Origin of the sequence: Clostridium sp. MCC344, from assembly GCF_018785365.1 — a bacterium.
Taxonomy (GTDB): domain Bacteria; phylum Bacillota; class Clostridia; order Lachnospirales; family Lachnospiraceae; genus Pilosibacter.
Genome location: NZ_WQPQ01000060.1, coordinates 1 through 20,059, shown reverse-complemented (window position 1 = coordinate 20,059; position 20,059 = coordinate 1). Strand labels below are relative to the sequence as shown.

Sequence of the window (20,059 nt, the reverse complement as noted above, 5' to 3'; positions counted from 1 at the left end):
AGACCTGAATCGGGGCAAGCCCCGACTCAGGTCTCGCGGGCGTTCGCCCTATAGGTCCAGCTCACACAATTTTTGCTTTTGTGCAAGCACAACGCTATGCGCGAAAGAAGTACCCCACGCCCCACTTGGTGTGGACGTATTTGGGGTCGCTCGGGCTTGGTTCGATCTTTTCGCGGAGTCTTCTCACATGTACGTCCACGGTGCGAACATCTCCGTTTACCATGGCCTTATTGCCCCATACGTACTCTAACAGCGTCTCACGGCTGTAGACCTTGTTCGGATTCGTGACAAGAAGTTCCAGAAGATCGAATTCCTTCGCAGTCAGGTTGATCTCCTTGTCCTTGATGAAGACTCTGCGGCTCTCTCTGTCGAGCTTTAAGTCGCCTTCTGTCACCACACTCGATTCCTGGCGTTTCGCGCCGCCGTTCTTCTTATTATTTCTCCGGATGATCGCCTTGATCCGCGCTTTTACCTCAAGAATATTGAACGGTTTCGTGATATAATCATCCGCTCCGTACTCCAGACCCAGGATCTTATCCATATCGTCTCCCTTTGCCGTCAGCATGATGATCGGCATCTCGGAAAATTCCCGGATCGTCTGGCAGACCTCAAATCCATCGTGTCCCGGAAGCATGACGTCCAGAAGTACCACATCGTACTCCCGCTCTTTTGCCCTCTCGATCGCCTCATCGCCGTCGTAGGCGCAGTCCACCTCATATCCATCCTGTTCCAGACTGAAGCGGATTCCCTTCACGATCAGTTTTTCATCATCAACTACCAGAACTCTTGCCATCTTACTCCTCCATGTTATGCTGTGATCGATAACAGCTCTCATCAATCCCTGTAACCGGATCTGCCATTTTTCCTTTCCCAATGCAGGATCCGCAAACCTGTTTTTCTGATCTGCTGTCTCTCTTTATGATGTTTTTTCAGTTATACTATACTGTAATACTGTCTTTGATCTTCTGGAATCCAGCTTCCTTGATCCCGGAGATCTTCATGATATCTTCGATCTTCTTAAATCCCCCGCTCTTTTCGCGGTAGCGGATGATATCCTCCGCCTTCGACTCCCCGATGCCCTTTAAGGTCATCAGTTCCTCTTTCGTCGCTGTATTCAGGTTGACAAGTGAAGAAGATCCCGACATCTGATCCTGCCCGGAATTTTTACCTGCTGACGTACCGCCTGCCGGAAGCGATGCAGCTTCTTCCTTATTATAGATCGTGATCTGCATCCCGTCACTGACCTTCGACGCGAGGTTGATGCTCTCACGCGCCGCATTCTCCGTAAATCCGCCTGCGGCATCCACCGCCTCGTAGATCCGGCTGTCCTCGGAAAGCTCATACACGCCGGGATTTGCAACCTCTCCGCAGATATACACATAGATCCCTGCTGCCTTCGAGTTATCCACTTCCACCTGCGTTTCTGAAAGACTTTTCCCCGTCCCGGTTTCATTTCCGGCTTCCCGGGATTCCCCGACGCCGCTCTCACTTTCAGTCTGCGGATTTTTTTCTCCGTCAGGGATTGATGAATCCGTGCTCAACTTCGTATTTTTCTCAGCATCGCGTTTCCCTTCGGATCCCATAAGTTCCTGCATTGACCCGCTCATGACGACCGCCCCGGAATCATCCAGCTCCCGAATCCCGTTCTCCTTTTTAGACATGCCAAACACAAGTCCGGCTGCGATCAGGAAAGCCGCAGCCGCCAGAATTTTCTTCTTATTATCTTTCATATGTTTCCCTCCTGAATCTTCAGGGGGATCGTTCTGCCTGATTCTATTTTACCGAATCATAAAGGCAAAAGCAAGAGGGTTTTCTTCTGTCATTTTCCTTCATTGCATTTCAAGACATTTTATGCTATATTTGGCGAAAGATCTACAATATTTACTTTCTAAGGGGAATTACTGCTATGGAATTACATCTGATCCACTTTCTGATCATCTGCCCGCTCGTATTTCTCGCCGGATTTGTCGACGCGGTAGCCGGAGGCGGCGGTCTGATCTCGCTTCCTGCCTATCTGATCGCGGGTTTTCCGGTCCACTTCGCGATTGGAACGAATAAGCTGAGCTCCGGCATGGGAACTCTGATCGCAACTGCAAAATATGCAAAAAACGGCTACATTGCCTGGAAGAACGCAGTTCTCTGTATCATCACTGCTCTGATCGGCTCTTCTATCGGCGCAAAGCTTGCCCTTCGGTTAGATGATTACTACTTTAAACGCCTGATCCTTGTGATCCTGCCGTGTACCGCTCTCTACCTCATGTTCGGAAAACCGTTCATCGGAGAAAAAGAGGCATTCCCGCTCCGCAAAATGATCCTCTTCAGCGCATTTATCGCCTTTGTCATCGGCATCTATGACGGCTTTTACGGTCCTGGAACAGGAACATTCCTTCTGCTTCTCCTCACAGGAGTCGCCCACATGGGCCTCAAGGAGGCGAACGGGATCACAAAAGCGATCAACCTGACAACAAATCTGACTGCGCTGGCGGTCTACCTGATAAATGGGAAAGTGATCTTTCTCCTCGGTCTTACTGCCGGCCTCTTCAGTATCGTAGGAAACTATCTCGGTGCAAAGTGTTTCGATAAAGGCGGTGCAAAATTCGTAAAACCGCTGATGCTGGTGGTCCTCGTGATCTTCTTTGTGAAAACACTGAGTGAGATCATGGCAGGGTAAAGGAGCATTGTCCATGAATTTGATCCAAGATCAGGAGATTCTGATCTCCGTAAACGGAATTGTGAAACAATTTTTCTTTTCACCTGCGCTCCCGGATGATGCATCCGCGATCCTTTCCCTCTACCGGTCCCACATCGGCAGAGAATTCTGCGCCTGGACGGATGACTATCCGTCTGCTGATACGATCCGTTTCGATCTCGCCAGAAATTCCCTGTTCTGTTTAAAGACAACGACCGGGCATGATCTCGCCGGAGTGATCTCCTTCGACGCCGATCCGGAGACCGATATCCTGGACTGCTGGTCGAAAGAACTCGTTACATCCGTTGAATTTGCCCGGGTCGCTGTTTCCCTGGATTATCAGGGCCGCGGGATTGCCGGAAGGCTTTTTACCTGCGCTATGGAGGAAGCCAAAAGGCGTGGTTTTCGTTCCGCCCATTATCTCGTCGCAAAGACGAACGAAAAGGCGCTCCGCGCGTACCGAAAGCTGCAGTTTTCCATGGTCGGTGAATGTGTATATCATGGTGTGGATTACTGGTGCTGTGAAAAAGAACTTTCCTTGATAGCTCAAAAGGCTGCCCGCACATAATGCAGGGCAGCCTTTTCTAATCTGTACTTTCTACTTTTGGACAACGTATGATTCCAATCTCCTGATCCCGGTATTATTTCATATACTCCGGTGTCACATTTCTTCCAAGATCCTCTAACATCTTCTTGTCACTGCGGATCGTCGCACATGCAACCGTTGTCAGCATATTTCCTGTGATCGTCGCGGATGCTCCGGACTTGAATGCGGTCTCGCCGTCGTTTGTGAGAAGTGCGCGGCCTGCTCCAAGACGGATGTTTGCCTCCGGGTTGATGTAGCGGAAGAACGCAACCGTGCGGAGAATATCATCCTCGGAGATGCGCTCCAAATGCTCAAGCGGAGTTCCCGAGATCGGCATCAGTGCATTTAACGGGATGGAATCGATTCCAAGCTCTGCAAGGCTTACCGCCATGTCGAGACGGTCCTCCCAGGTCTCTCCCATTCCGATGATACCGCCGGAACATGCACACATTCCTTCCGCCTTGATCATCTTTAAAGTATTGATCTTCATATCATAAGTATGCGTCGTGCAGATGTTCGGGAAATTTCTTCTGGATGTCTCAATATTGTGATGATAGCTTGTAACACCAGCCTCGTGAAGTCTGTGGAGCTGCTCCGCACTCACAAATCCCATGGATGCGCAGAGGTCGATCTTACATTCCTTCTTCATCGTCTCATAAGCATGGATCGCTTTCTCAAACTCTTCTCCGGTCAGTGCCTTTCCGGATGTCACGATAGAGAAACGGTCAACACCTTCCGCCTCATTGACACGGCACATCTTCACGATCTCTTCCTCCGGAAGGAAATCATAAACTTCGCAGTTTGTATGATGATGAGCAGACTGTGCGCAGTACTTGCAATCCTCTGGACATCGTCCGCTCCGTCCGTTGATAATAGAACAAAGGTCTACCTTATCTCCCACACATGCCTTGCGGATCCGGTCTGCTCCCTCACAGAGCTCCTTCAGATCGCATGTCAGAAAGAAATTCAGGTCATCCTCTCTTGTGATTCTTCTTCCGTCGATAATCTCCTGTGCCAGTGTCAGTGCGTCCATAATGTTCTCCTTTTCCTGATCTTATCCTGCCTGCCGCAAACCTCTTTTACAGTCAGCAGATGTATTATTTCGTTGTAATTCCAGAGCAGATTTTCCCACTTTTTTTGTAGGATTTTTCTCATTTCTCTCACATCTGCCCAAGTTTGATTGTAAACTCTTTTGTTACGTTATAGTTTACAATTATATGGTAGATTCTGCCAGATGTCAACCATTTTCACGTTAAAGTTTACTATTCGTCCCACCAATCCCTAGCGGTGAGGAGCCGAACAGGAGTGCCTTGATTCGAGAATCTGGTTCCTCTAAGAAACAGCAAAAATCCCCACCCAAATTCCACCTACATTTTGTCGCATATGCCTGTATACAATTTTTCCTCTCTATGATAAGATAATTCACGTTCGTTTTATCAAAAAATTTCCCATTTCGAAAGAAGGTAATCTCTACATGGCAACTTCCATGATCAAGGGCAGTCCTCTAAAGTCCATGCTGCAGTTCGCACTGCCCCTCTTAGTCGGCAACCTCCTGCAGCAGACATACAACATCATCGACGCCGCGATCGTCGGACAGGTACTCGGCGCACAGGCACTCGCGAGTGTCGGGGCCAGCAGCAGCGTCCAGTTCCTCGTCCTCGGCTTCTGTATGGGAAGCTGTACCGGTTTCGGCATTCCGGTCGCAAAATATTTCGGCGCCGGCGACCACAAACGCATGAAAGATTTTATCTTCAACGGAGCAATCCTCACCGCAGTGATCGCAGTCATCGTGACCACGCTCTGCGCTGTTCTGTGTCCGTGGATCCTGCACATGCTTTCTGTCCAGAGCGATATCTACGCAAACGCATATATCTATCTGATGATCATTTTCCTCGGGATCCCGTTCACCCTGCTCTACAATTACTTATCGAGTATCCTGCGCGCAGTCGGTGACAGCCGTACACCGTTCATCTTCCTGGCATTCTCCGCGGTGCTCAATATCTTTCTGGATCTCTTTTTCATCGTTGTCGCAAAGTGGGGATGTGCCGGAGCTGCCTTCGCAACGATCGCATCCCAGGCGATCAGCGGAATTCTCTGCCTGTTCGTCATTATCCGGCACATGAAGATCTTATGGCTCTCGAAAGAAAACCGTGTGATCAAAAAAGACGCGATCACAGAACTTCTCCAGATGGGACTCCCGACCGGGCTCCAGTTTTCCATCACGGCGATCGGCAGCATGGTCATGCAGTCCGCAAACAACGGACTCGGCGGTGACTATGTCTCCGGCTTTACCGCAGGTGTGAAGCTAAAACAGTTCACCCTGTGTCCGTTCGACGCGATCGGAACCACTGTTTCCGTCTTCTGCAGCCAGAACCTCGGTGCCGGTCAGTCAGCCCGCATCAAAAAAGGTCTGAAAGAGGGAATCGCCCTCGGGATTGGCTACGGAGTCTTCGCAGGATTGATCCTGATCTTCTTCGGACGTCCGCTCTCCATGATCTTTGTGAGCAAAGATGCCGCAGGTGTTCTCGACGCCTCCGCCCAGTATCTGCGCTGCATGGGATTCTTTTACTGGACACTCGGGATCTTAAACATCACCAGAATGGTGACGCAGGGACTCGGATATTCCGGAAGAGCATTTTTCTCCGGAGTGACAGAGATGTTCGCCCGCACAATCGTCAGCCTCTGCTTTGTCGGTCAATTCGGCTATAACGCGATCTGCTTTGCCGACCAGACCGCCTGGGTTGCTGCCTGCTGCTATATCGCTCCGACCTGCTTCTATTGTGTGAAAAAAGTCACACGGATGCTGCAGACCACAGAAGGTAACTAAAAATATTGACACATCCAGGTTTCTGGCGCAGTCGTTTGCGACAATCTCAAGCTTTACGCGAGTGCGCATTGACACATAATTTTCTTTGATTATCAGGATGTTCCATCAGAATTTTCCTTAAACAAAAATATCTCTGACACCAGATTTTTTCCGTGTCGGAGATATTTTTTCGTAAACAAGTGAAAACTCGCTTCGCGAGTTTCCCCTTGTTATCGCGACAGTCGCCAAGGTCTCGCGCAAGCGCGGACTTTGGCTCGTTGTTCGCGTAAAAAATGAGCCAGGAACCACATTCACATGCGCCCCTGGCTCATTCTCACCCTATCAGTTTTTCTCGATCAATTCCAGACTTAAATCTTACTTTAACTCGTCCGGGATCCACCATAATCCATCGTTGTTCTCTTCCATGTACTGCTTGAACTCGTCGGAATGATAAGCATCCACGATCGCTTTTGCCCACTCAGCATCCTTGTTCTCTTCCTTTACAACAACCTGAAGAACAAGATGATCCTGGATATCCTCAGTTGCAAGTGCTGTGGACGGGTCGATGCCTGCGTTATATACAACGCTGCCGGTGATCGCTACATAGTCAAAGTCCTGAATTGCAGCCGGGATCGTTAAGCTCTTCATCTCTGTGAACTCGATGTTGTGCGGGTTCTCAACGATGTCATCCTGGGTTACTGCGGACGGATCCACATCATCAGCAAGCTTGATCCAGCCGATCTTCTGAAGCATCAGGTAGCATCTTGCGGTGTTGGATGCGTCATTCGGAACTGCAACCTTTGCTCCGTCCGGAATCTCATCGACAGACTTATATTTTGCGGAATATACGCCTGCCGGTACTGTCGGGATCGGACTTAATGCAACGAGATCCGCATTATAGTTCGCGTTGAAGTTTTCCATATATGCGGTGTGCTGCTCTACGTTGACATCGACGTCGCCGTCATTCAGTCCGATATCTGCTGTCTGAAGGTCGGAGAAGTCAACTCCCTTTACGGTATATCCCTCTTTCTCGAGGATCGGAACGATCGCCGCCTCAAAAAGCTCTGTGTACGGTCCCTGGGACTTACCATAGACGATCTCTTTCTTGTCGCCGGTGGTGTCCGCTGCTGCCTCTGTGCTGTCTGCCTGTGTGTCCTGGCTCTCAGCAGCCTGTGCCGCTGTTGTAGCTGCTGTCTCTGTCTTTCCGCATGCGGCAAGGCTTAAAACTGCCGCTCCCATCAGTACTCCTGCAATCACTTTTCTCATAATTCTTTCTCTCCTCTTCTTTTATTTATGTTGTCTTAACTTTCCGGAAATCGTATTTCCAAGAATCTGCAACAGCTGTACCAGAACGACCAGGATCACGACCGTGAGGATCATGAGCGGGGTGTTCATCTTCTCATAACCATATGTCAGCGCCAAGTCACCGACTCCGCCTCCGCCGACATAACCAGCCATCGCGGATGCTCCGAGAAGTCCGATGGTTCCTGTTGTAAGTGCAAGCACCATGGAACCCAGGGTTTCCGGAACCAGGAAATAGCGGATGACCTGCCAGGTTGTCGCACCCATGGCCTCAGCCGCCTCCAGGATTCCCGGATTGATCTCAAGCAGGCTGTTTTCCATCAGTCTTGCAAGATACGGACTTATGTAAACAACTAACGGGACCAGCGCCGCCGTACTTCCGATCGTTGTTCCGACGATCGCGCGTGTGATCGGCATGATCGTTACAAGCAAAATTACGAACGGAATGCTTCGCACCACATTGATATAAGCGCTCACGATCCAGTATAACGGCCGGTTCTCCGCAAGTCCGCCTTTTCTGCAGAGGACCAGGATCAGGGCCAGGATCATACCGATGATCGTTCCAACAAGGAGCGACCAGCCGACCATGTAGAGAGTCTGTCCTCCATTTAACAGGAGACGTTCCACTGTGACCTTAAAGATCTTTGTTTTCATGAGTTCTTCCATCTTACTCCACCTCCATTCGTTCTCTTAAGACGCCGTTTTTATCGATCTGCTCTTCCGCTTTCCGGATACTCTCATCGTCACCGATGAGCTGTAAGATAAAGACGCACATAACGCTGTCTTCCAGCTCCTGGACCGCTGCGCCGAGGATATTGACCACGACACCGTCCGTCTTGCAGATATCGGAGATCACCGGACGTTTCACGCTGGAACCGATGAATTTCAGGCGTTCGATGCGGAAATTTTCTTTCTGTTCCTTTACGAGACTCACGATACTGTCCGGGATCTGGTCACGGATGACCGTCTGGACAAACCGCTTTGTGACCGGCATCTTAGGAGATCCGAATACCTCAAGAACACTTCCGGATTCCACGATCTTTCCGCTCTCCATGACGGCTACCTTGTTGCAGATCATCTGAACGACCTGCATCTGGTGTGTGATGAGAAGGATCGTGACGCCCATCTCCCGGTTGATCCGCTTTAAAAGCTTTAAGATCGACTCTGTCGTCTGCGGATCCAGGGCACTTGTCGCCTCGTCGCAAAGGAGAAGCTCCGGGTCGGTCGTCAGCGCTCTCGCAATCCCGACACGCTGTTTCTGTCCGCCGGACAGCTGGCTGATATAGGTATCTTTCTTATCTTCCAGTTCAACGATCTTTAATACTTCCATGACCTTCTTATCGATCTCCGCTTTCGGAGTTTTTGCTAAGATCAGCGGAAGTGCAATGTTATGGTATACCGTCTTGGACTCCAGGAGATTAAACTGCTGGAAAACCATTCCGATCTTTCTTCTTAATGTTCTGAGTTCCGGCTTTTTCAGTGTGGAAAGCTCCTTTCCACAGACAGTGACTTTTCCGCTGTCTGCCGTTTCAAGGCCATTTACCAGGCGGATCAGCGTAGACTTTCCGGCTCCGGAAAATCCGATGATGCCGCAGATATCACCTTTTTCCACATGGATACTCACATCGTCCAGCGCGTGGACGGTTCCGTATTTTCCTGAAAAGGTTTTGCTTACATGTTCGATCTGGATCAATGTTTCTTCCTCCCAAATAAAAAACCCGGAAGCGTTTACACTTCCGGGCGCATTTTCTGGCATTAACAGGAAACTATTTTCTGTATACAGGTACATGACCGCACAGCAAAGCTCCTGGCCGTAAAAAACGCCCGGAAATACACATGCAACAGCAACAACACATATTGTTCATATCAATTCTTCCAGCATTTCCCATACCTGTATCTCCTTTCCGACCGCCGTCATCCCGCAGTCCTGTGTTTCCTCATCGTCTGAACTTCCTGTTCAAATCCGATGGCGCTATCATACCCTTCATTTCCTATTTTGTCAATATGTTTTTATAATTTTTAAACTATATATTTATTTTTTTTAAACTTATCGCGCTATCGTTTTAAAATTTTCATATTGTTTTCAGGATATCTTGCGTCGCGCTACCACCGAAACACCACGATCCCCGCAATCGCCAGAACCGCACCGATAAGTTTTCTCCACTCGAATGCCGCTTTCTCGACACCGAAGAGACCAAATACCTCCGCCACATAGGAGACCAGGATCTGGGTCACAACGATGAGCAGTGTCGCCTTTGCCGGACCCAGGCCGTCCATACTTTTGATCACGGTCCAGGTGATAAATGCGCCCATGACACCGCCAAGCAGCATATACTTCCGGTCGATGGAAAACATCCCCCAGATTTCCCCGCGTCCGGTAACGAAATATAAGACCACGCAGGTCACAAGCGCCGTCATCTGCACCCATCCTGCTGCCGCCCAGATACTGCTCTGCTTCGTCACCTCCGTGTTAAAAATCCCCTGCAGACTCATAAGCGCTCCCGAAAGCAGTGCCACCAGAATTCCCCACATATAAAAAACCTCCTGAAACCATGTTTCCCTTAGGATTCCATGATCAGGAGGTTTTTATACCGGCTTTTACATGCCAATTTTTATCTTGTCACAACGATTCCGTTTACTGTCCATGCACCGTCCGCATCAACCGTATAACCGTCCGGAGTTGTCGTTCCGGAATACATGGCTCCGCGGTGTCCGTTGGAGATCTCCTCGAAATAATAGCAGCGAAGCTTGCCGTCATTTCCTTTGATCCAGTTCCATCCGGTCATCATTCTTCCAAGTGTGCTGTCAGAAACCGGATTAAAGAAGTACCATCTTCCATCGCTATCTTTAAACCAGCCTGTCTGCATGACACCATTTGCATCGAAATGGAACCAGGAATCCTTCGGCTGTCCTGCGCCTGCATATGGATTCTCAATATGTGCCCATGCAGATACAAGATTCTTTCCGTTTGCGGCATTCTTAAAGTACCAGTTTCCCGCTGCATCCTGGCTCCAGCTTCCTGCCGTCATTCCATCAGAAGCAGATGTATTTTTCTTCTTTGAAGAAGAGCCTGCCGGTTCTCCAGATTCTCCGCTATCCGAATCACTGCTGTCGTAAGTCACTTGCTTGATCTCGAAAGTCAGATCCGGATATCCTGTGGATGTTACAACGACCGTATACGGCTCTTTGCCATCAAATACACTGCTGTTTGCAAGATCGATCGTTCCGTCACTCTTTACGATCACCGCAGCGCCTTTTCCGGATGCCGCATATTCCTTACCGTTGACCGATACCTTTGTGATGTTCTTTAAGTAGTTCGCGAAATCAGCTTCATCTGCAGAGCCTTTTTTGATGACTGCCGGTGCACTGTAATCTCTGTTATAGTATGCAGGATTCGTATCGCTGCTGAGTACAAAATCTGCCTCGATATCTGCCCATTTTTCATTCTTATCAGAGATTGTAAGGGTATACTTTCCAGGCATTGCGTCTGTATAAGTGAGCGCTCCGTCTGCAAAGGATGTCTTCAGTCCCGTGACCTGATACTCCGGATCAAATCTTTCCGGAAGTTTCACCGTAACAGCGACAGATCCGTTTCCGGACTTTCCGTCAGCCACTTCAGCCTGTGTGCCATCCTTCATCGGTACATAAAGATCCGTGTCGATCTCATAAGCGCCTGCGCTTGTGAGGTATGTGATCTTATCGATGGTCTTTCCCATGATATCCTTGTACGGCTCCACGCTGGCATCGACGCCATGGCTCTCTTTTGTATATCCGGTGTAAATTCCAAGCTCGTTTCCGCGCCAGATATTTTCGAGATGGCGGAGACCATAGCTCTTTCCGTCCTTTGTCTCAAGAATCACTTCATAGATCGAACTGTTTGTCACAGACTTGTCAAGTCCGCTCACATTGATCTGGTAATCTCCGCGTGTCGTCTTTGTCGTGATCTCTGCGGTTGCTTTTGATTTTTCAGCGGACTTTCCATCCTGGAATTTTGTCTCAGAGAACTCAAATTTTCCATCTTCTCCAACGGTAACTTCTTTATAAAAGTCCGGTTTTTCCTCCGGGCTTAAAACATAATACGCATAGGTACCGTTCTCAAATAAGGTGTCTCTTCCTTTGTATGTGTTTGTCTGCTGTTTTCCGCGAAGGGTTGTCGTGATCGTCAGTTCCTTACTATAATCTCCCACGTGGGTCAGTCCCTCAAGGTCCGCATCAGAATTTACCTTCAGTTTAACCGGGAATGTAACTCCGTCGATCTTTGATCCGTCTGAATTCTTATGGTAAGATCCATTCGACAGTGATTTTGTACGTGTCTTCTGATACGTTGCAGATGTCATCGCATCCACCGGAATCTCATTCTGCTTCAGATCATTCTTGTAAAGCTCGTCATACGGAATGTTCATCAGCGCATAGATTTCCTGTTCCTCGACCTTCAGTTTTGTCGGGATCACAAAAATTCCATTTTCCGTTACGAAGCGGATGCTGGTGATTGTTTTTCCGATAAGCGATTTATAATGATCCGGCTTCAAATCGCAGCCTTTGCTCTTTGTTGTGAAACCAGTTGAGAATCCCAACTCTCCTTTTCTAAGGAATGTGTTTTCAAGAAGGCGAAGCCCGTAGTTGTCCCCCTTATCCGTATCTAAAACCACCTCATAGACTGCGTTGCTGGAAGACGCAATCAGCTCCTGATAATCCTGAATCGTAATCTCATAGTCGCCATGATATGACTTGTTTTCTTTCTTTCCAGGCTGGTACCGTCCGGAGCAGGCAACGATCGTTGCAGTAGTATCGACTTCCTGTTCCTCACCCTGGAACTCACTGAACTCCGGCTTTCCATTCTCATCAAGCCTTATTAGTTCCTTATAAACCTTCGGCGTATAACCGTTCGGAAGTACAGCATATGTATAGTCCTCTTCCTCATCAAACAGATTATCATTATAGGTAGAATCACTTGCCGAGGCGACAGTAACCTTTTCCGCATTGGACGCTGAAACCCTCTTAAATCCACCTAAAAGAGACAAATCCTCTACCCGTACCGGAATGATCGCTCCTTTGATCTCGCTTCCATCTTTTGAATGATAAGTGCCATTTACTAAAGTCTTTTTTTTCGTTTTTTTCTTTGTCGCAGATGAGACAGCATCTACTTTTGTCTCATTCTCAATGTCCTTCCCATATACCTCATCATACGGCACATTCATCAATACATATCCGGAACCAGTTTCATCCTCAGAATCTTCATTCTGTTCCTCAATCTCCTGATCTTCACTCAGCTCCGCTGCCTTCACACCGGAATCAGAATTACTTCCCACCACTTCCGCAAGCGCTGCTGTCGGAATCGCTCCGGCAACCATCGCCGCACTTAACAGAACTGCAAGCGTTTTCTGCTTTTTCATGACCTTTCTCCTTTCCGCACCATCCCTGGTATTGAAATTAGCTTCAGTTAACCCATGTTTTCATAACTGCATTTCGGATCGCACACACTGTCCTTTATCCATTCGTTCGCAGATCTTCTCCCCTGCCTATCCTATCTGTCAGAAAAGAATTTGTGAGATTCGCGTGCATGAAATACGATCTGCCTCAGCACACCTTTTGTTTCATTCTGCCGTGCAGAAAATGCAATTTGCTTTTTGAACAAGCACATGGTTAGTTATTGCTAACCCTTTTGTAGTAATATCCTACCTCTTATCCAAAATTCTGTCAAGAAAAGAGGACCGCCGATGTGCTGGGTCGGTGGTCCTCTTTCCTTTATTTATGCCGCTTTATGCGGAAAAATGAGAATTTTTTCCATTTTTTATTTACACGAACAACGAGCCAAAGTCCGCGCCTGCGCGAGACCTCGTGCTGTCGGTCCTACGTTTATTTTCTCTTCCTGCACGCCGCCATCGCCAGATGCTTCGCCAGCACCGCCGTCGTCACAGCACCGACGCCGCCCGGCACCGGTGTCGCCGCGGATGCCTTTTCTTCCAGACCATCCCAGAGGACGTCTCCGCAGAGTTTTCCGTTCTCATCCACATTGATCCCGACATCGATGAGAACAGCTCCCTCTTTTAAGAATGACGCATCCAGCATCTTCGCCTTTCCTGCTGCCGCAACGAGGATATCCGCCTCCTTGCAGACAGCCTTCAGATTCTCGGTCTTCGTATGGCAGATCGTCACCGTCGCATTTTCCTTTAACATCAGCATGGACAGCGGACGTCCGACTACCATGCTGCGTCCCACGATCACCGCGCGTTTTCCGGTGATCGGAAGGTCGAATGCCTTCAGGACCTCAATAACCGCCTCCGCCGTACACGGAGCAAATCCATCTTTCTCACCGGCAAACACCTTTGCCGTATTGACCGCGCAGATCCCGTCGAGATCCTTTTCCGGACGGATCATCGCCTCGGCGCGCTTTTCATTGATGTGCTTCGGAAGCGGACGGAATAACAGGATCCCGTCGATCGTCTCATCATCATTGATCTTCTGGAATTCCGCAAAGAACTCTTCCTCGCTGATATCCGCCGGATATGCAAAAGACTTCGATTCCATTCCATATGCCGCAATGCGTTTCATGACATTTCTCTCGTAGGAGAGGTCATCCGGGCGCTCCCCGATCCGGACGATGGCCGCTGTCGGCACATATCCGTTTAATTCCTGGTTCATGGAAAGAACCTGTTCCTTGATCTTTGCAGAAACCTCTGCTCCCTTTAATGTAATCATCTTCTTACCGCCTTTAACACAATCTCGTAGATCCGGTCTGCCTGTTCCGTTCCCTTCTTTATAAGAAGTTCCGCCTGCTGGTTCACTGCTTCGGCATACTCCTGGTCCTTCATCATCTTCGTATTGATATACACGCTCATGACCGCGCCGAGAAGCGCCGTGCGGATTCCCTGGATCCCGACTCCGGCGTCGCTGACCGCAAGCCGGCTGCCGTTCAATGCCAGGAACTCGATATCATCCATCACGCTGACCGCCCGCTCCATGACTTCCATCGGAACCTGCGCAGCAGCTTTCAGGCACTCTTCCATCCGCTCTTCCTTTGCTTTTTTCTCCTCGTCCGTCTCCGCCTTCATGCGGTAAACCTCCGAAAGCGGCTCAAACGCCTGCTCGTCCGCCTTCTCGAGACGGATGAAATCCATTCTCGCTTCCTGTAATCGTACAAGGATCTTCTGGATCTCTTCCTCATATATTGCAAATTTCTTTTTCCCTGTCGTCAGGTTTCCCACCATCTCGCCGAGGGCTGTTCCGACAGCGCCGTAAACCGCCGCTGCGCTTCCGCCTCCCGGAGTCGGTGCCTTGGATGCCAGAACTTCCAGGTATTCATTCCACTGTCCCATGACATATTTCCTTCCAGATTTTCTCTCCGCAGTTTTGCTTTGCGTTCTAAACCGGCAAACGCTGCGGCCGTTGCTGTATTGTGCGGAACCGTTTACGGAATCTTCTGTTCAGAAAATTCCTGCACGCGCCCAACAGCGTTCTTCGGATTATTATCCATGATTTCTTGATTCTTGTCAATCCTGGAACACTTTTTCCTATCGTTTTTATAGGATGATTCAGGCACTTTTATACATAAATCTGTCTCCGAATCGTCATTGTGACCGGTCTCTGCCTGCTGAATCTGATATCAGCCATCTGCAATATTCTTCCATTACAATCGCCTTTTCCTGACATTTTATATTTCATATCGTCAAACCTCGTCATCCTGCTTCTCTGTCGCCTGCATTTATACACTTGATATGCATAATATGCAAAATTTCTTTATAAAAATACATTTTATGCTTGACATTCCGTATATTCAGTTGTATATTTATGAAGCACAACGAAAATAAAACGTCTGAAATAAATCGGAGGACTTGATTATGAAAGAGAAAGTTGTTTTAGCATATTCCGGCGGTCTTGATACCACCGTACTGATCCCGTGGTTAAAGGAAACTTACAATTACGACGTTATCTGCGTCTGCATCGACGTTGGACAGGGAAACGAGCTTGACGGTCTGGAAGAAAGAGCAAAATACTGCGGCGCTTCCAAATTATATATCGAACACGTTGTTGATGAATTCTGCGACAATTATATCGCTCCGTGCGTAAAGGCAAATGCGACATACGAGAACAAATACCTTCTCGGTACTGCAATGGCCCGCCCGCTGATCGCAAAGATCCTCGTTGATATTGCAAAAAAGGAAGGCGCTGTTGCGATCTGCCACGGTGCTACCGGTAAAGGAAACGACCAGGTTCGTTTCGAGCTCGGTATCAAAGCCCTCGCTCCGGATATGAAGATCATCGCTCCGTGGAGAATCTGGGATATCAAATCCCGTGAAGATGAGCTGGAATACTGTGCAAAACACAACATCGAGCTTCCGTTCAAGAAAAATGACAGCTACAGCCGTGACCGCAATATCTGGCACATCAGCCATGAAGGTCTTGAGCTCGAGGATCCATCCCTGGCTCCGAACTACGACCACATGCTCGTACTCGGCGTAACACCGGAGAAAGCTCCTGATAAAGATACAGAGATCTCCATCACATTTGAAAAAGGTGTTCCGGTCGCATTAAACGGCGAGAAGATGAAATTCTCCGAGATTCTCACAAAGTTAAACGAGCTCGGCGGCAAGAACGGTATCGGTATCACAGATATCGTTGAGAACCGTATGGTCGGCATGAAGTCCCGTGGTGTCTATGAGACTCCTGGCGGAACCATCCTTCTCGAAGCTCACAAGCAGTTAGAGGAGCTGATCCTGGACAAGGAGACATTAAAATTCAAGAAGAACATCGACAACGAATTCGCTGATGCTGTTTACTCTGCAAAATGGTTCAGCCCGTTACGCGAAGCATTACAGGCATTCGTTGAGTCCACACAGGAGTATGTAACCGGTGAGTGCAAGATGAAGCTCTACAAGGGCAATATCATCAAACAGGGTACAACCTCCCCGTACTCCTTATACAACGAGAGCATCGCGTCCTTCACAACCGGCGACCTCTACGATCACCACGACGCTTCCGGCTTCATCAACCTCTATGGCCTTTCCACAAAGATTCGCGCGATGAAGAAGGCAGAGATCGAGAAAAATCAGAACCAGAACTAATCCAGTTCTCTCATAAGAACTTAGGCAGACAGCCCCGGCAGGGATTTCCCGCCGGGGCTGTTAATATCTGTTTACCAGAAGTTTCTACAAAAAGACCGGGAACATTTTTCCTGCTCCCGGTCTTCTTTCTATGGATGCGCGATACATGCCGCTCCTATCTGTGCGTTCTATCAATTACTTCGCATCTTTTTTATAATTCTTCCTGGCTTACTCCCTCCAGTACAATATGGCCTCCAGGTAAAAGCGCACCGCCACAGCCATCTACTCGTTTCGTACCTGCCGCATAGAATTCACCATCAATGCACATTACGCTGTTTAGCATCGTACTCATCGCCTGATCCACCGGAACAGGAACAATCTTATGCCCCATCTCTTCCAGTATTTTTCTTGTATCTCCGGAAATTCCATACTCCACTTCAAGTCCCTGGGCCCTCGTAAGGCAATTGATATATGGAGCATTCACCAGCTGCTCCGGAGTCATGTCGAAATCAATTGCATTCACGATTCCCTGAAGAGTTCCCGTAATAATTCTCGGTCCACCTGCTGCCCCGATTGCAAGGAATGGTTTTCCATCTTTAAATACCATACTCGGAGACATACTGGAAAGCGGCGTTTTTCCACCCTGAATCGCATTGGCACTTCCATATGCAAGTCCCTGACTTGTCATTGCTCCTACTGCCGCCGAGAAATCGGACATTGCGTTATTCAGTACAAATCCAAGGCCATCGACAACAATTCCACATCCAAACCAGTCTCGAATCGTCTGTGTTTGCGAAAAAGCATTTCCGTCTTTATCCATTACCACGAAATGGGATGTATTTCCAGGATACTGTTTTGCTTCGATTCCATCGGCCGATGCAAACTCTCCCGCCTTTTCTCCCGCCAATGTAAAACGCTCATGAGCAAATTTCTTGCTTGTCAAACGTTCTACATCGACATTCACAAAATCCGGATCACCAAGTGCTACACTTCTGTCAGCAAATCCCAGTTTCATAGACTCTGTCAATGCATGGATACTGGCTGCTGTATTATGTCCCATGGAACGAACATCATAGTTTTCCAAAATGTTCAGCATTTCAACCAGTGCACAGCCTCCGCTCGGCGGTGCAAATGCGGCAACCTCATATCCCCGATATGTTGTTTTCACTGGTTCGCGGAATTTTGGTTCATAACTCTCCATGTCAGAAACATCAAAACAACCACCACGATCATTAATCAGATCTACAATCTGTTTTGCAACTTTTCCTTTATAGAAATAATCAACTCCCTGTTCCGCAATATTCTCCAGAAGATCAGCAATCTCCTGGTTCTTCTGGATCTCACCGAATCGATAGAAACTCCCATCTTCCTTCAGATACAGTTTTCGAAATGCTTCTGAAAGGCGCATTTTACGCTCAACCGAATTGTCATACATCGTCAGAGCACCTGTATAGCTTGTTCCAAATCCATTACGAGCACAACGAATTGCCGGAGTTGCCACATCTTTTAAAGTCATAGTTCCATATTTCTTCAATACGATATCCATGGTCTTTAAAAGTCCGGGAAGCGCCACTGACTGACCACCAAGATCTTTCCACTCATCCTGCACTTCACCATCTTTTATAAAGAGATCAGCTGTTGCCTTTGCCGGTGCGATCCCTCTTCCGTCAATTCCTTCTGTTTTCCCAGTTTTCGCATCGTACAGTAAGGAAAAGCATCCGCCGCCAATACCAGAATGATGGGGTTCTACCACAGATAACGTCAGTGACACCGCTACTGCCGCATCAAACGCGTTTCCGCCTTTATTTAAAATTTCAAGTCCTGCTCTCGTTGCATATATATTATTACAGCTGACCGCTCCCATGCTTCCATGCGCTACCGGTTTCCCCCAGTAGGATGGCCACATATAAATCTGTTTTTTCATATTCTGTGCCATATTCTCACACTTTCTAAATTAATTTTTTTCCTTATAAGTCATGAGCGAAACAATAATTCCTACACCGTAAGTAACAACTACAACCGGATATACTGCTTCAACAATATCAGTAAGTCCCAGAAGCATCCATGCCACACCTGTGATCATTCCTGTCAGCATGCTCCAGAATGCACCTTGTTTTGTTGTCTTTTTCCAAAGTAATCCTGCCAGGATCGAGAAGCTCACCGGTGCTGCCGCAACGTGCTGTAATGTCAGGAACAGGTTTGTTAAGGACTTGCTTGGAATCAGAAATGCCGGGATCAATGTCAGATATGCGAATACAAACGTAATCGTTTTTGAAAGCTTCAGAACTTTCGCATCATCGACGTCCGGATTGATTTCTGTTTTATATACGTTTGTAATAATGGTTCCCGTTGCCAACATCATAGTTGCCATTGTCGCTGCAATGATCATAGTTGCAAATGCAAAAATAATACCTGCAAATACTGGACTGCTGAAGGTTTTGATAGCATATGCGAATGCAGTGGATCCATCACCGAGATCGGCACCACTTGCCTTGGAAAGCATACCACAGATTGCAGTAAAGAAACAAATCGGAGCGGCAATTACATAACCAAGGATAGAGCCAACTCTTGCTGCCTCCGGGCTCTTTGCAGAAAGAAGCGGCTGAAGAACAGCCTGCATAACCGCCGTACTGATGCAGCCACCTACGATCCATGCAACAATACGCTGTGTCGGCATATTTCCCATGGAATCATACTTCTCAGGAAGCTCGCCTAAAAGACCACTGAATCCTCCAAATTTCGGAAGTGTTGTAAATACAAAACAGATCAAGAGAACATAGATACCAATACATACAACACGACCGACAGCAGATGCACCTTTCATACCGGAAAAGCTTGTATAAATAACTGCAATCGTGACACCAATAAACATTGCCACCATAAGATTCAATCCAGGAAGCACGATCTGAATGATACTGGACACAGTCTTCAGCTGGATCGGAATATACAAAAATCCGTACACGATCCACGCATATGAATAAAGTCTTGTCGTTCTTACATCATATTTTGTCTGAAGATAGACCGGAACCGATTCTCCTGGCATCCTTTCGCGAATGATCTTTGCAAATACCGCAAGCGCGATGAAATAAAAAGAACCTGCAATCGAATACCATGCACCTGATATTCCCAGATTATATCCATTCTGGGCTGCTCCTACAACTGCCATGCCTCCGATCTGCCATGCTGCAAATACACACCCCAGTGATAATGCGCCCATTGTTTTATCCCCGCCGGACCACTGGTTTGCAGACTTAATTTTGGTTCCTGCATAAATACCTATGCCGATGATAAGACAGAATGTAATGATCCATACCGCTACTAACATACATATCCCTCCTGCTAAAATTGCTGATCTTCCGCTTTTCAAACTCTTATCTGGTGCTCCCTGATTTTCTGCCGAAGATCTGTTGACTGCCACGCAGACATTTTGCTTTCTTTATGTTACACCGTACTGATATGATCGTGTTAAACTGTTCTGCCTCCTTGTCAGAAATATATTACACATTACATATCTCTTACTCTCATCATACAAACTTTATAGGTAATTGTCAAGAGTTGCTGACTTGAAAAAGTAAATTCCAGTGAAAAAGTAAATTCCACCGCTCTTTTAAAAGTTGCTTATAATCTAGTGATTT

General features: G+C 47.9%; 16 protein-coding genes. 4 read left to right on the top strand and 12 right to left on the bottom strand.

The window, feature by feature from the left end:
- Nucleotides 1–94: 94 nt before the first annotated feature.
- Together GPK90_RS13705 and GPK90_RS13700 are read right to left on the bottom strand one after the other, a co-directional pair.
- On the bottom strand, nt 95–793 hold the full coding sequence (locus GPK90_RS13705; RefSeq protein WP_118298743.1) for a response regulator transcription factor: 699 nt from the start codon (nt 791–793) through the stop codon (nt 95–97).
- A 145-nt stretch (nt 794–938) separates the two neighbouring features.
- Nucleotides 939–1,730, bottom strand: a complete 792-nt coding sequence (locus tag GPK90_RS13700; RefSeq protein ID WP_252197483.1) for a helix-hairpin-helix domain-containing protein — start codon at nt 1,728–1,730, stop codon at nt 939–941.
- 176 nt (nt 1,731–1,906) lie between these two features.
- Between GPK90_RS13700 and GPK90_RS13695 the strand changes: the two genes are divergently transcribed.
- A complete protein-coding gene (locus tag GPK90_RS13695; RefSeq protein WP_215703235.1) occupies nt 1,907–2,671 on the top strand; it encodes a sulfite exporter TauE/SafE family protein in 765 nt (254 codons plus the stop codon).
- A gap of 13 nt (nt 2,672–2,684) precedes the next feature.
- Entirely contained in the window at nt 2,685–3,257 is a 573-nt protein-coding gene (locus tag GPK90_RS13690) for a GNAT family N-acetyltransferase (RefSeq protein WP_215703234.1), read from the top strand.
- Between the two features lie 73 nt (nt 3,258–3,330).
- Here the strand turns inward: GPK90_RS13690 and bioB are convergent, their stop codons facing one another.
- On the bottom strand, nt 3,331–4,308 hold the full coding sequence (gene bioB, locus GPK90_RS13685) for a biotin synthase BioB (protein WP_215703233.1): 978 nt from the start codon (nt 4,306–4,308) through the stop codon (nt 3,331–3,333).
- Between the two features lie 441 nt (nt 4,309–4,749).
- Between bioB and GPK90_RS13680 the strand changes: the two genes are divergently transcribed.
- On the top strand, nt 4,750–6,102 hold the full coding sequence (locus GPK90_RS13680; protein WP_215703232.1) for an MATE family efflux transporter: 1,353 nt from the start codon (nt 4,750–4,752) through the stop codon (nt 6,100–6,102).
- 354 nt (nt 6,103–6,456) lie between these two features.
- On the opposite strand, the gene GPK90_RS13675 is transcribed toward GPK90_RS13680, so the two are convergent.
- The 7 genes from GPK90_RS13675 to GPK90_RS13645 form a co-directional block, all read right to left on the bottom strand.
- Entirely contained in the window at nt 6,457–7,347 is an 891-nt protein-coding gene (locus GPK90_RS13675; RefSeq protein ID WP_118514732.1) for a MetQ/NlpA family ABC transporter substrate-binding protein, read from the bottom strand.
- 21 nt (nt 7,348–7,368) lie between these two features.
- Nucleotides 7,369–8,049 carry a methionine ABC transporter permease gene (locus GPK90_RS13670; RefSeq protein WP_182426564.1) on the bottom strand — a complete coding sequence of 227 codons (681 nt, stop codon included), beginning with the start codon at nt 8,047–8,049 and terminating at the stop codon, nt 7,369–7,371.
- 1 nt (nt 8,050) lies between these two features.
- Nucleotides 8,051–9,076: a methionine ABC transporter ATP-binding protein gene (locus tag GPK90_RS13665; RefSeq protein ID WP_215703231.1), complete on the bottom strand. Its 1,026-nt coding sequence runs from the start codon at nt 9,074–9,076 to the stop codon at nt 8,051–8,053.
- 410 nt (nt 9,077–9,486) lie between these two features.
- Nucleotides 9,487–9,915 (bottom strand): DMT family transporter, encoded by a 429-nt coding sequence (locus GPK90_RS13660; RefSeq protein ID WP_142412276.1) that lies wholly within the window; start codon nt 9,913–9,915, stop codon nt 9,487–9,489.
- Between the two features lie 80 nt (nt 9,916–9,995).
- Complete coding sequence (locus GPK90_RS13655; RefSeq protein ID WP_215703230.1) at nt 9,996–12,776, bottom strand: hemoblobin-interacting domain-containing protein; 2,781 nt, start codon at nt 12,774–12,776, stop codon at nt 9,996–9,998.
- 463 nt (nt 12,777–13,239) lie between these two features.
- Nucleotides 13,240–14,082 carry a bifunctional 5,10-methylenetetrahydrofolate dehydrogenase/5,10-methenyltetrahydrofolate cyclohydrolase gene (locus GPK90_RS13650; RefSeq protein WP_215703229.1) on the bottom strand — a complete coding sequence of 281 codons (843 nt, stop codon included), beginning with the start codon at nt 14,080–14,082 and terminating at the stop codon, nt 13,240–13,242.
- The gene (locus tag GPK90_RS13645; RefSeq protein ID WP_215703228.1) at nt 14,079–14,699 is read right to left on the bottom strand and encodes a cyclodeaminase/cyclohydrolase family protein; all 621 of its coding nucleotides are present in this window, start codon (nt 14,697–14,699) and stop codon (nt 14,079–14,081) included. Before GPK90_RS13645 ends, GPK90_RS13650 begins: the two co-directional genes overlap by 4 nt.
- A 522-nt stretch (nt 14,700–15,221) precedes the next feature.
- Between GPK90_RS13645 and GPK90_RS13640 the strand changes: the two genes are divergently transcribed.
- Entirely contained in the window at nt 15,222–16,445 is a 1,224-nt protein-coding gene (locus GPK90_RS13640) for an argininosuccinate synthase (RefSeq protein ID WP_215703227.1), read from the top strand.
- A gap of 190 nt (nt 16,446–16,635) precedes the next feature.
- Here GPK90_RS13640 and ggt read toward each other — a convergent pair whose 3' ends face one another.
- Nucleotides 16,636–18,348, bottom strand: coding sequence for a gamma-glutamyltransferase (gene ggt / locus GPK90_RS13635; protein ID WP_252197482.1), 1,713 nt, complete (start codon nt 18,346–18,348; stop codon nt 16,636–16,638).
- A 30-nt stretch (nt 18,349–18,378) separates the two neighbouring features.
- Nucleotides 18,379–19,749, bottom strand: a complete 1,371-nt coding sequence (locus GPK90_RS13630; protein WP_118530452.1) for a sodium:solute symporter family protein — start codon at nt 19,747–19,749, stop codon at nt 18,379–18,381.
- Between the last annotated feature and the right edge of the window lie 310 nt (nt 19,750–20,059).